The organism is Streptomyces sp. NPDC107454 (assembly GCF_055582885.1).
The window spans coordinates 493,210-507,308 of sequence record NZ_JBVJPA010000002.1; the positions used below are offsets into that span (position 1 = coordinate 493,210).

The window sequence follows — 14,099 nt, forward strand, 5'->3', positions numbered from 1 at the left end:
TGCCACCACTGCCGCGGATCTCCCCCGTCGGCGCCGCCGGTTCACCCCCGCCGCCAGGACCGGAAGGCCCGCAGGTGTTCCGGCGTGACCACGGTCTCCAGGCGTTCGTCTTCCTGGTCCCCGCCACCAAGCGCGGCCAGCATCCGCCGGGCCGGTACGTTGCGCCGGGTGCGCTCCGCCGTCAGCCGGACCTTGACGCAGCCCAGCTCGTCGGCACGGTCGGCCAGCCACCCCAGCAGCCGTTCCTCGACTCCCCGGCCGAGCGCCCGGCAGCTCATCAGCCAGGCCAGTACGTCGAGTTGGTCGCCCTCCGCACGCAGGGCGAGCAGCCCGATCTGGCCGTAGTCGCCGAACCGGTCCCGGGCCGCGGCCGTCCACACCTCACCGCGCTCCCGCCACCGTCCGAGATCACCCCCGTCGGCGGACCGGGCCCGCAGGGTGAACTGGTTGGTACGGCGGACGAGTTGTTCGGCCCGCTCGGCATCGGCCCCGGACAGGGCCCGGATGTCGACCTCAAGGTCCAACCGGGCGAGGAACTCCTCGAATCCGGCCTGCGCGCGCACCGCGTCCCGGTGCCGCTCCTGTTCGTAGAACCGCGCCCGCAGCGCGTCCTCGGCCGTCGCCGCGGCCGGGACGAGCGGCCACAACCTGCCCAGGAACGCGCCGAGTTCGGCCGACGGCGGGCACGTCACCGACAGCACCTCCGGCAGCGCGGACCGCACTCCCGCGATCTCGACCGGGTTGTCGTCGAGGAACAGGAAGCTGTCCAAGCCGAGGCCGAGCGTCCGGGCCGCCTCGGCGAGCCGGCCGGACTTCGGACCCCAGGCCGCGGAGAGCACGCTGAAGTGTTCGGCCTTGAGCAGGCTGTCCGGGCGGTCCAGGACGGCCCGTACCGTGGCCTCGTCGTTGTTGCTGACCAGTGCCAACAGCGCACCCGCCGCACGCCACTGAAGGAGCCGGCGGGCGAGCAGGGCACGCGGCCCGGTCAGGTCCACCGCCTCCGGGCCGATCTCCCCGGCCACTCCACCCCACAGCGTCTCGTCGCCGTCCACCGCGATCACCTTGGGCGCGGGGCGCCGTACCGCACGTACGACGTCGGCGAGGCACAGCGCCACCGCCGCCTGGAAGTGCGGGGTGAACGGGAGGTGGGCGATGCGCTCGGTCCGCTCGTCGAAGGGTTCCTCGACGGCGTGGCATCGGGTCCAGTCGTCGGGGCGGAGCACCGCGATGCCGGGCGCCTCGGCCAGTTCGTCGGCGATCTCGCGCTCCCACCCTGCGAAACGGTCCTGCGCGTGCGCGGCCGGCGGGAAGCCGACGACCAGCGGCTTTCGCGTCCGTTCGGACAGGGCACGCAGCGCGGCCGGGAACGCGGTCCGCAACTCGGCGAGCAGCGCGTCGTCCACCGGGCCGAACCGTTCCAGGTCCGCCGCCCGCAGCAGCGCCACGCCCACCTCCGCGGTGGGGTCGGCGAAGACGCCGGAGGGGTCACGCAGGGCGGCGAGCACCTGGTGGTACGGGGCTTCCGCGACGGTCAGGCCGCCGTCCCGCGCGCCCTCCTCGACCGCCGCCTCGCACAGCACGGGCAGATTCCCGAGGGCGAAGGTGGCGGCGAGGGCGAGCGACCGGCGCGGGGAGCGGCGAGTGTCCTCGGTCACCCCCTGGGGCACCCCCACCGCCGTAGCTGTCGCCGTACGGATCTCCGAGGTCGCCTCGCCCGCCGTACCCGGCGTCGGACGGACCGCCGTCGTCGGATCGTCCGCCGCCTCCGCGAGCAGCCGCAGGAACTCCTCCCCCAGTTCGACTGAGGTCGCCGCGTCCAGGATGTCGAGGTTGTGGTCGAGCCGGATCCGGCCCGCGTCCGGGGTCATGGTGATCATCAGGTCGAGGTCGGAGTACCCGGTCCCGGCGGGCAGGACCTCCAGGTGGGCGAGGCGGCCCGCCGAAGAGCGCACGTAGTTGAAGTACACCTCCACCAACGGTGCGTTCGCCCGGTGCAGCCCCTGTCGGGCGAGGGTCGACAGTACGTCCGAGAACATGGCGCCCTTCGCGAGGACCCGGTCGAGGCGGCCGTCGGTGCGGCGCAGCACCTGCTCGATCCGTTCGTCCGCCCCGGCCTCGGCCGGGAACGGCACCGGCACTCCGAAGAAGCCCACCGCGTCGTACGCGTCGGCGTGGATGCGGGTGTCGACGGGCACGGCGAGAACGAAACGTTCCTTCTGCCGCATCCTGGCGAGCAGCACGGTCAGGGTGCCGAGGCAGTAGGCGGCGGGCGTGATCGCGAGCCCGCTCGCGGCGGCCGACACCCGTTCCATGAGCCCGTCGGGGATCGTCACGCTCACGCTGCCGGCCCGGTACGAGCGTGTCGCCGGACGGGGCCGGGCGAGCGTCAGGTCGAGTCGGGCACTGCCCTGGAAGGCCTCGCGCCATGCGGTCACGCCCTCGCCGGGGGTGTCGTCCGTCCGCTGCGCCTCGATCATGAGATCGATGTCCCGGTTGGTGACGGCGTCGCCGAGCGAGCTGCCGGACAGTTCGGCGTCGAGTTCCCCCGCCACGAGCAGCAGCGACTGCAGATCGCTCACCGCGTGGTGCGCGCCGTACGCCAGGATCTGGCCCCGGGCGCCGGCGTCGAGCAGCTCGAACCGCCACAACGGAGGGTTCCCCAGGTCGAAGGAGGGTTCCAGCAGCCGCCGCAGCCGGTCGGCCGCGTCGAGTTCGTCGTCGCCGGGCACGTCCGTCCAGCGCAGCACCGGCCGTGCGAGCTCCCGGTCCACCCGGAGCAGCCGCGCGTGTTCGCCTCCGGCACCGGTCACGATCGCGGTGCGCAGTGCGGCGTGCCGTCCGGCGAGGCGGGTGAGGATGTCGGTGAGCGCCTCGCGGGTGGTGGGCGTGGTGAGCCGGAGGGCCAGGCCGACGGCGTGGGCCGCGTCCGGCATGCCCGGCCGGGCGCTGCGCAGCAGTCGCAGGACATCGCGGGTCGCGGGCCGCGGGTCGCTCTCGGGCACCTCGACGGCGACCTCGGGCCGCCGTTCCCCGGCCCGCGCGACCGTGTCCCGTTCGGGCAGCACCTCGCCGAGCGCCCGGGCCAGGCCGCGGATGTCGGAGGCGGAGAACACGGTGGCGGCCGGGAGTTCGGCGCCCAGCTCGCGGGCGAAGGCGTTGCGCAGCCGGACCAGCATGAGGGAGTCCAGGCCGAGTTCCTTCAGGGCCGTGGTCGCGGAGACGTCCACCGTGCCTTCGGAGACCTGGCCGACCCGGGCCCGTACATACGCTTCGAGGCGGTCCGCGCGGTCCCGTTCCGTCGTCGCCGCGAACACGCTCGCGACGAGGTCGTCCGCGCCGTCACCGCCGGTCGGTACGGTGATCAGGTCGCCGAGGATCGGACGGGTGCGGGCCGCGTCCGGATCGTGCGCGAGTGCCTCCCAGTCCAGGGCGAGGGGGGCGAGTTGGCGGCGGGAGGTGGCCAGCACTCGTTCGAAGAGCTCGCCCCCGTCCTGCGGGGAGAGGGCGAGCAGCCCCGACCGGCCGACCTCGGCGGCCCGGGGACCGGACTCGGCGGCCATGCCCACGCCCGCCCAGGCGCCCCAGTCCAGGCTCAGCGCCCGGCGGTCGACTCGGGAGAGGTGGTGCGCCCAGGCGTCGAGGAAGGCGTTCGCCGCCGCGTACGGGCTCTGTCCGGCGGAGCCGAGGAGACCGGCCGCCGAGGCGAACAGGACGAGGCTCCCGGCCTCCGGGATCAGTTCCGTGAGCAGTGTGGTGCCGAGGACCTTGGGGGCGAGCACGCGCAGGACGCGCTCGTCGGTCAGGTTCGCCACCGTCGCGTCGTCGAGGACACCGGCCGCGTGGACGACTCCGGCGATCGGCCCCGCTTCCCGTCGTACGGCGTCCAGGGCTGCCGTCAGTTCCTCGCGGTCGGCCACGTCGGCGCGAGCGAGGTGGACGGTGGTCCCGTGTTCTTCGAGGCCCCTGATCCAGCTCGCGGTGTGCGCGTCGGGCTCGCCGCGGCTCATCAGGGCCAGTCGGCGGGCGCCGCGGCGGACCAGTCGTTCGGCGACGACCCGGCCGAGGCCGCCAAGACCGCCGGTGATCAGGTACGCGTCGTCGGGGGTGATCTCGCCGTCGCCGCCGTCGTCGGGGCGGGTGCGGGCCAGGCGCGGGACCAGTCGGCCCGACTCCCGCAGCGCGACGAGCCGTTCGTCGTCCGCGTGCCGCAGTTGTGTCCACAGCGCGTCGACACCGTCGGTGGGCGGCAGGTCGATCAGGGTGGCCGACAGCTCCGGGTACTCCTGCGCCACCGCCAGGCCGAAGCCCCAGGCGAGGGCCTGCTGCGGGTGCGTCACCCGTGTGCTGCCACCGGCGGCCTGGCTGCCCCGCGCGACGACGAAGAGACGGGGGGCCCTGCCCCGCGGCCGGTCCGCCAGCGCCCGTACCAGGTGCAGCGTGCTCAGGCAGCACAGCCGCGCCGCCTCCTCGGCCGTACCGGCATCGGTGATCGCCGGGGCGTCGAGCGCGGACAGCTGGACCACCCGCGCGGGCGGCCCGTCGGGGAAGGCCTCGTCCAGGAGGCGGGCCAGGTGCCGCGGATCGGCGGGGTCCAGCACGTAACGACCGGGTCCCTCGACGCCGAACGACTCACCGCTGCGGGCGATCACCCGCGGCACGGTCGAACCGAGCCGCTCCTCCAGTTCGGCCGCGACACCCGTGTCGTCCGCGAGGATCAGCAAACTGCCCTCGGCGGGCGGCTGTTGCGCGGCCGGGCGCGGCTGCCAGTGGGTCTCGAAGAGCGCGCCGTCCAGCGCAGACAGTGCGGCCAGTTCGAACTCCCTGACCTCCAGCACCAGTTGCTCGGCCTCGTCCCACAGCCGCAGGTCCACGGTCGCCGTGTCGCCGTCCACGGATCGCAGACGGCAGGTCGCCCACACGGGCGGCGTGCGCAGTCCGGTGAACCTCAGCTGTCCGACGGCCGCGGGCACGAACGCCCGGCCCCCGGGAGCACCGCCCGGCAGGGCGGCCGTGTGGAAGGCCGCGTCGAGGACGGCGGGATGCAGCAGATGACCGGCGGCGGGCGTGCGGGCCAGGCGGCCGAGGGCGGCCACGTCCGTACGGCGGCCCTCCTCCAGCGCCCGGAAGGCGGGGCCGTAGTCGATGCCCAGGGCCGCGAGCCCGGCGTAGACCGCTGACAGATCGACCTGCTCGTCGCACCTTTCGCGCACGGCGTCGAGCCGCTCTTCGTCCTCGGCGGCGGTTTCCGCGGCGACCGCGAGCCGTCCGCTGACGTGCCGCTGCCACGGGGCGCCGTGCCCACCGGCGGGTGTCGAGGCGATGGTGAAGTCCCGGAAGCCGTCCTCGGCCGGGCTCAGGACCAGTTGCAGCCGTACGGGCCGGTCCACCTCGAGCGGCAGCGGCTGTACGAACCTGACGTCGGCCAGCCGTACCTCGCCGCCGCCCCGCAGCGCGGACGCGGCCTCCAGGGCCATGTCGAGGAAGGCGGCGCCGGGCAGCCAGACCTCACCGGTGACCCGATGGTCGGTGAGATAGGCGAAGCGGCTGTCGTCGAGGTCGACGTCGGCCTGGAAGAGGTGCCGGTCGGGTGCGTCGCTGGCCTCCAGGTGCGTGCCGAGCAGCGGTGATCCACCGGCCGAGGCGGTGGCCGGGGCGGGCGCGAGCCAGTGGCGTTCGCGGGCGAAGGCGTAGGTGGGCAGGCCGACCCGGCGGCCCTCCGGGAACAGCAGCGGCCAGTCGGGCGTGTGCCCGGCCGTGTACAACTCCCCCAGCCCGCGCAGCAGTACGTCGTGTCCGTCGCTCTGCCGGCGCAGCGAGCCGATGCCGACCGCGTCGATCCCGGCCTCCGCCGCCACCGCCTCGATCGACGAGGTGAGCGAAGGGTGCGGGCTCAGCTCGACGAAGTAGCGGTAGCCGTCGTCCAGCATCCGTCGGATCGTGTCCGCGAACCGGACCGGCTCCCTGAGGTTGGCGTACCAGTGGTCGGCGTCCAGCCGGTCGCCGGGGACAGGTTCGGCCAGCACCGCCGAGTACAGCGGGGTCGGTGTCCGGGAGCCCCTGACGCCGGAGAAACGCTCGAGCAGCTCCGCCTGGAGCGGGTCCATCCAGGGGGTGTGCGAGGCGAACGGTGTCGACAGCGGGCGTGCGGTGATGCCCCGCTCGTCGAGGCGGTGGCGCAGCTCGGCCAGCGCGTCGGCCTCGCCGGAGACGGCCGTGGACCGGGCGCTGTTGACCGCCGCGACGAACAGGCGGCCCGCGAACGGCGCGAGCAGCTCCTCGACCCGCGCGGACGGCAGTTCCAGGGACAGCATGCCGCCCTGGCCCACCAGCGGTACGACGGCCTGCCCGCGCCCGGTCACGACGGTCACGGCCTCGTCCAGGGTGAGGGCGCCCACGCTGTACGCGGCGGCGATCTCGCCCAGGCTGTGCCCGACGACGGCGTCCGGGCGGACACCGAGCGCGCGCCAGGCGGCGGCCAGCGAGGCGTTGACCGCGAACAGCACCGGTTGCAGGAACTCGGTGCGGCCGAGCGGGGCGAACTCCTCCGGCGCCCGCAGGGCATTGAGCACCGACCAGCCGACCCGTCGGCGAACGGCCTCGTCGATGCGGACCAGCTCCGCGCGGAACGCCTCCGACCCGGCCATCAACTCCACGCCCATTCCGGGCCATTGACCGCCGTGCCCGGCGAAGACGAAGGCCACCTTGCCCGCCCCCTCGTCGCGGTGCGCGGCACGGGGCGCCCGCCCGCTCGCCAACGCGTCAAGGCGTAGCAGCAGTTCGTCCCGGTCACCCGCGACGAGGGCCGCGCGCCGTTCGAAGTGGCTGCGGTGCCGGGCCAGGGTGTGGGCGACATCGAGGAGAGTGAGGTCCTCGTCGGCCTCCTCGGTCAGGTGGTTCGCCAGTCGCGCGGCCTGCCCCCGCAGGGCGGCCTCGCTGCGCCCCGACAACACGAACAGCCGCTTCCCCGGCGGGACTTCGTCCTTCGCGTCCGCCTTCTCGACCGGCGGGGCCTCCTCCACGATCACATGCGCGTTGGTCCCGCTGATCCCGAAGGCACTCACTCCGGCCCGTCGTGTCCGCCCGGGCGGCGACGGCCAGGCCACCGTGTCCCGCACCAGCCGCAGCCCGCTGTTCTCCCAGTCGACGTGCCGGCTGGGCGTGTCGGCGTGCAGGGTGCGCGGCAGGGTCCGGTGGCGCAGCGACTGCACCACCTTGACGAGCCCGATCACACCCGAAGCCGCCTGTGCGTGTCCGATGTTGGACTTGAGCGAGCCCAGGTACAGGGGGTGGTCCTGCGGACGTGAGTCGCCGAAGACCTCCGCCAGGGCGTTCGCCTCGATCGGGTCGCCCAGCGTGGTGCCCGTGCCGTGCGCCTCCACGTAGTCGATGTCGGCGGGCTCCAGCCCGGACAGCTCCAGTGCCCGCCGGATCACCTGTTCCTGCGCCGGACCGTTCGGCGCGGACAGCCCCTGGCTGCGGCCGTCCTGGTTGACGGCCGTGCCGCGCAGCACCGCGAGCACCTCGTCACCGTCGCGCCGGGCGTCGCTCAGTCGCTTCAGTACGACCATGCCGGCGCCCTCGGCCCAGATGGCGCCGTCGGCGTCGTCGGAGAAGGAGCGGCAGCGGCCGGTCGGGGACAGACCCCGCAGCCGGCTGAACTCCACGAAGGTTCCCGGGGTCACCATCACCGTCACGCCACCGGCGAGCGCGAGGTCGCACTCTCCTGACCGCAGCGCCTGCGCCGCAAGGTGCAGTGCCACCAGCGACGAGGAGCACGCCGTGTCCACCGTCAGCGCGGGGCCGCCCAGCCCCAGCGCGTAGGCGAGCCGCCCCGAGGCCACGCTCAGCGCCGAGCCCGTACCGACGTACCCGTCCAGCTGGTCGAGGCGGGACCCCGCCAGATAGTCGCTGCCGAACATGCCGACGTACACACCGGTGGTGCTGCCCGCGAGTTCGGCGGGCACGATCCCGGCGCGCTCCAGCGCCTCCCACGCCGTCTCCATCAGCAGCCGTTGCTGCGGGTCCATCGCGGCCGCTTCCTTCGGGGTGATCCCGAAGAAGCCCGCGTCGAAGGACGCCAGGTCGTCGTGGTTCAGGAAGCCGCCCTCACGGGCGTACGACTTGCCGACGGCGTCCGGGTCGGGGTCGTACAGCGCCGCCACGTCCCAGCGTTCGGCCGGGAAGGGACCCACCGCGTCGCGCCCCTCCGCGACCAGGTTCCACAGGCCTTCCGGATCGCTCACACCGCCCGGCAGCCGGCAGGCCATGGCGACCAGGGCCACCGGCTCGTCGCAGGCCGGCAACGTGGCGCGTGTGGGCCGTGTGGACCGTGTGACGGGAGTGGTGCGGTCGCCCGCCGCGAGGGCGGTGGACAGCAGGTGCGCGGCGAGCCTGGCCGCGGTGGGGTGGTCGAACAGCAGGGTGGCCGGGAGCTTGGCGCCGATCCGGGCGCCGATGCGGTTGCGGAGTTCGACCGCCGTCACCGAGTCCATGCCGAGTTCGCGCAGTGGCTGGTCGGGGCGGACGGACTCCGTCGAGCGCAGACCGAGGGCGCGGGAGATCTCCTCGCGGACCAGGGCCAGGACGCGTTCGGCGCGTTCGGCCTCGGGCAGCCGGGCCAGGCGGTCGGCCAGACCGTCGCCGCCGCCGCGGCCGGTGCGGGGCGCGGGCAACAACGAGCGCCACAGCGCCGCTGTGCCGCCGTCGGTGGTGGTCACGGTCTCGCGCAGGCGGGGCAGGTCCAGGGCCCAGGCGACCAGGTGCGGGGCGCCCTGCCGCAGGGCGAGTTCGGCGAGTGTGCGGCCCTGGTCGGGGGTGAGGGCGTGGTGGCCGAGGCGGGCCATCCGGTCCAGGTCGGCGTGTGCGGCGGCGAGGCCCTCGCCCGCCCATGCGCCGAAGGCGAGGGAGACGCCGGGCAGGCCCAGGGCCCGCCGGTGGTGGGCGAGTTGGTCGAGGAAGACGTTGGCCGCCGCGTAGTTGCCCTGGCCCGCGTTGCCGACGACTCCGGCGGCCGAGGAGACCAGCAGGAACAGTTCGACTCGCGCGTCGGCGGTGAGCCGGTGCAGGTGGGCGGCGCCGTCGACCTTGGGGCGCAACACCTGTGCGAGGCGTTCGGGCGTCAGCTCGGCGACCACCCCGTCGGCCAGGACTCCGGCGCAGTGCACGACACCGCGCAGTGGCGTCTCCTCCCCGATCCGGCCGAGCAGCCCGGCCACGGCCGCCGCGTCCCCGATGTCGCAGGCCGCGACCTCGACCTCGGCGCCGAGCGCGGTCAGTTCGGCGGCTACCTCGGCGGCGCGCGGATCGTCGGGTCCTTGACGAGAGGTCAGGAGCAAGCGAGGAACGCCGTGTTCGGCGAGCAGCCGGGCGAGGTGCCGCCCGACGGCACCGAGACCTCCGGTGATCAGCACCGTGCCGTCGGTGGGTACGAGGGTGGGGCGGCCGGCCAGGTCGAGGACGGCCGGGGTGGCGGTCGCGTCCCGGTTGCGGGCGCGGACGAGTCGCGGCGCGAGCAGAGTGCCCGCGCGGAAGGCGAGTTCGGGCTCCTCGGCGTGGGTGACGGCGGTGGGGAGCGCGTCGGCCGGGTCGGAGTCGTCGAGGTCGAGGAGGGTCAGGCCGAGTTCCGGGTGTTCGGCGCGGGCGCTGCGGGCGAGTCCCCACAGCACGGACTGGGCGAGGCCGGGCACGGTGTCCTCGTCGACGGCCCCGACCGCACCGCGCGTCACCCACACGGTCCGGGCAGGTGCCGCGTCCTGCGGGAGGGCGATCAGGGCATGCAGTTCGGCCAGGGCCGCGGCCGCCAACTCCTGTGCCGCGGCGGCTGGTTCGGCGTCCGCCGCCGGGCGCGGCCAGAACCGTACGAGCACGTCGACGCCGCCCGTCCCGCTCACGTCCGCACCGCCCGTCCCGCTCCGGACGTGGGTCCCTGCCGCCGCGAGGCCGCGCAGGGTCCCGGCGACCTCCGGGTCCGAGGGGTCGCCGACGACGGCCCACTCGGTGCCCGGCGCCGCGGCGGGCTGTTCGGGTACGGCCGTCCAGACCACCTCGTACAGGTGCCGGGCGTTCTCCGGGGCGCCGGTCAGGTCCGCCGGGCCCGCGGCCCGCAGTCGTACGCCCTCCAGACGACCGGCCGGGAAGCCGTCGGTGTCCCACAGCGTGACGTCCAGGGTGAGGTCCGTGCCGGAGCCGCCCGTGCGTCGTACGGCCGCGGTGAGGTCCCTCGCGTCGACGGGCGGCAGGACGCACCGGCCCACCGCGACCGGGAGCGGCACCCGGCCGTCGGACGCGTCGAGCCCGGCGGCCACGTGCAGCGCGGCGTCCAGCAGGGCGGGGTGGAGGGGGTACGGGTCTGCCGCGTCGCGGGCCGTGGGCGGCAGCGAGAGCCGGGCCAGCAGTTCACCGTCGCCGGTCGTGATCGCCGACCGTACTCCCTGGAAGGCCGGGCCGTAGCCGAGGCCCAGTTCGGTGAGCCGCTCGTACGTCCCCGGGGTCCAGGCCGGTTCGGCTGCCTCCGGCCACGTCGGAGGCCGTTCCCCCGTCGGCGCGGCGGGCGCGGACGCGGACGCGGTGGCGTGCAGGGTCCAGCCCGTGGCCTCCTGGGTGCGCGGGCGGCTGTGCACGGTGATCTCCGGTACGTCACCGGCGGTGACGACCTCGACGGACACCTCGACCGTGCCGGAGTCGGGGAGGGTGAGAGGGCTGAGGAGGAGCAGGTCGGTGAGGTCGGCCGGGTCGGCCGGGCGGGCCACGGCGAGCGCGGCGCGGCAGAGTTCCATCAGGGTGGTGCCGGAAACAACGGTCCGGCCGAACACGGTGTGGTCGGGCAGCCAGGCTGCGGTGTCCTTGGACCACTCGCCCCGGAAGGTCCAGCGGGTCTCGTCCGGCGACTGGAGCTGGATACCGAGCAGGGGGTGCGCGGCACGGTCGAAGAGGCCGGGGGCACCGGTCGTGGACTCGGGCTCGATCCAGTGGCGCCGCGGATCCCAGGCGTACGTCGGCAGGTCGGCGGGGGCGGTGTCGGGAACCAGCCTGCGCCAGTCGATCCGCCGTCCGTGGACGTGGAGTTCGGCGGCGGCCCGGTCCAGACAGGCGGGCCCGTCCTCGTCGCGGCGCAGCGAGCCGACGGCGACCAGGTTCTCGTGGCCGGAGTCCTCGGCGACGGTGTGCAGGGCGGTGACGAGGGAGGGGTGGGGGCCGAGTTCGACGAAGCAGCGGTAGCCGTCCGCGGCCATGCGCTCCACGGTGGGTGCGAAGCGCACGGGCTCGCGCAGATTGGTGTACCAGTAGTCGGCTTCCAGCTCCTGCGTGACCGGCTCGCCGGTGACGGTGGAGTACCAGGCGACGGAGGTCGGGCAGGTGGTGACGCCGTCGAGTTCGTCGAGGACCGTCGCGCGGACCGGCTCGACCCCGGGGCTGTGGGAGGCGTAGTCGACATCGAGGCGGCGGGCGAAGACCTGCTCGCGGTCGAGGTCGGCGAGCAGGGTTTCCAGGGGCTCGACGTCACCGGCGATCACCGTCGAGCGGCCGCTGTTCACGGCGGCGACGCAGACCCGTCCGTCGAGGTCGGCGAGGCGGTCCTCGACCTCGGTGTGCGGGAGGGCGACGACGGCCATGGTGCCGGTGCCCGACAGCCCGGTCAGGGCCTGGCTGCGCAGGGCGACCACCGCGGCGGCGTCGTTCAGGCTGAGCGCGCCCGCGACGCAGGCCGCGGCGACCTCGCCCTGGCTGTGCCCGACCACGGCGTCCGGCCGTACGCCGCGGGCCCGCCACACCGCGGCCAGGGACACCATCACGGCGAACAGGACCGGTTGCACGACGTCCACACGGTCCAGGGGCGGGGCGCCCTCGCCACCACGCAGCACGGCCGCCACCGACCAGGTGGTGAAAGGGCGCAGGGCGGCGTCGCAGCGGTCGAGTTCGTCCGTGAACACCGGGTCGTGGTCGAGCAGATCGCGGGCCATACCGGTCCACTGGGAGCCCTGGCCGGGGAAGACGAAGGCCAACTTGCCGGCGGGGAGCGCCTGCTGGGGTCCGACGACCGTATCGATACCGATGCCTGTGCCGGTGCCGGTGCCGGTGCCGGTGCCGGTGCCGGTGCCGGTGCCGGAGTCCGTGCCGCTGTCGGTTCGGCCCTCGGCGAGTGCGCGCAGGGCGGTCAGCAGGCCGTCGTGGTCGGCCGCCCGGACGACGGCCCGGTGCTCGAAGTGCGTGCGGTGGTGGGCCAGCGTCGCGGCCACCTCGGGCAGGGCCGGCCGCGGCTGTCCGTCAAGCGCTTCGAGGAGGCGCGCGGCCTGGCCCCGGAGGGCGCGGAGGGTGCGGGCGGAGAGCGGGAAGAGGGTCGCGCCGGGGAGCTCCGCCAGGGGTGTCCCGGTGGCCGGCCGTACGAGGTCCCGCGGCGCCTCCTCCAGCACCACGTGCGCGTTCGTACCGCTGATCCCGAACGCGCTCACCCCGGCCCGCCGCACCCGGTCGCCGCCCCGCGGCCATGCCCGGGCCGCGCTGTGCACCCGCAGGCCGCCGCCCGCCCAGTCCACATGCTCGGTCGGGGTGTCGGCGTGCAGCGAGGCGGGGAGCAGTTCGTGGCCGAGGGCCAGGACCGTCTTGATGACACCGCCGATGCCCGCCGCGGCCTGGGTGTGACCGATCTGGGATTTGAGGGAGCCGACGCCGAGCGGCCGGTCGGCCGGGCGCCCCGGCCCGAAGACGGCGGCGAGCGCCCGGCCCTCGATGGGGTCGCCGAGCCGGGTGCCCGTGCCGTGCGCCTCGACGTGGTCCAGGTCGTCCGGGCGGAGTCCGGCCGCGTCGAGGGCGGCGCGCACCACCCGTTCCTGCGCCGGGCCGCTCGGGGCGCTCAGACCCTGGCTGCGGCCGTCCTGGTTGATGGCCGACCCCTTGACGACGGCGAGGACCCGGTCGCCGTCGCGGCGCGCGTCCGCGAGCCGCTTGAGCAGCACCAGACCGCAGCCCTCGGCCCACACCACGCCGTCCGCGTCGGTCGAGAACGGGCTGCACCGCCCGGACGGCGACAGCCCGCGCAGCCGGCTGAACTCGACGTGTCCGCGCGGGGTGACAAGGAGCGTCGCGCCGCCCGCCAGCGCCAGGTCGCACTCGCCGCTCGCCAGCGCCCGCGCGGCCAGGTGCAGGGCGACGAGGGAGGAGGAGCAGGCGGTGTCGACGGTGACCGCAGGGCCCTGGAGTCCGAGGGTGTAGGCGATGCGTCCGGAGGCGACGCTGGACGCGGAACCGGTGCCCACGTGCCCGTCGAGCCGGCCGAGCGCGGCCGAGGCCTGGTAGCCGCTGTCGTACAGCCCGATGTAGACGCCCGTGGAGCTGCCGTTCAGCGTGTCCGGCACGATCCCGGCGCGCTCGATCGTCTCCCAGGCGGTCCCGAGCAGCAGCCGCTGCTGGGGGTCCATGGCCGCGGCCTCGCGCGGTGAGATCCCGAAGAAGGACGCGTCGAAACGGTCGATGCCGGAGAGGAAGCCGCCGCGCAGGGTGTACGCCTTGCCGGGGGCCTCCGGGTCGGGGTCGTAGAGCCCCCGGGTGTCCCAACGGCCCGCGGGCACCTCGGTGATGGCGTCCTCGCCGGAGGCGAGCAGCCGCCACAGCGCCTCGGGGTCGTCGGCGCCGCCGGGGTAGCGGCAGCCCATGGAGATGACGGCGATGTCCTCGTCGCCGCGTACGGGCGCGTCCGCCGGCACCGGCGCCGCCGCGCCGACGGGCCCTTCGCCGAGGACCGCCGCGGCGAGCGCCGCGATGGTGGGGTGGTCGAAGACGAGGGACGGCTCCACGGCGCGGCCGATCCGCCCGGAGAGCTCCGCGGCCAGGGTCACCAACTGGCGTGATCCCAGACCGAATTCGGCAATCGGCCGCTCGGGGTCGACGGCCAGGGGGTCGAGCCCGGCCGCCTCGGCGACGGCCGACGTCAGCCAGGCCCGCACGTCCTCGGAGGTCACGTCCTCGGAGGCCGTGAGGGACATCTCGGGGAACTGCTTCGGGGACTCGCTCGCAGGCATCGGGAAAGGTGTCCTCGTGAACTCGGGTTCAGGCGGATTCCGTACGACGGGTACGGCGACGACCGTGGACGGCGACCGGTGGAC

Annotated in this window: 1 protein-coding gene; it reads right to left on the reverse strand. The window is 74.8% G+C overall.

Translation table 11 applies throughout. From position 1 onward, the window contains the following. Window positions 1–41: 41 nt before the first annotated feature. Window positions 42–14,015 carry an SDR family NAD(P)-dependent oxidoreductase gene (locus ACZ69M_RS06415; protein WP_470047147.1) on the reverse strand — a complete coding sequence of 4,658 codons (13,974 nt, stop codon included), beginning with the start codon at window positions 14,013–14,015 and terminating at the stop codon, window positions 42–44. Between the last annotated feature and the right edge of the window lie 84 nt (window positions 14,016–14,099).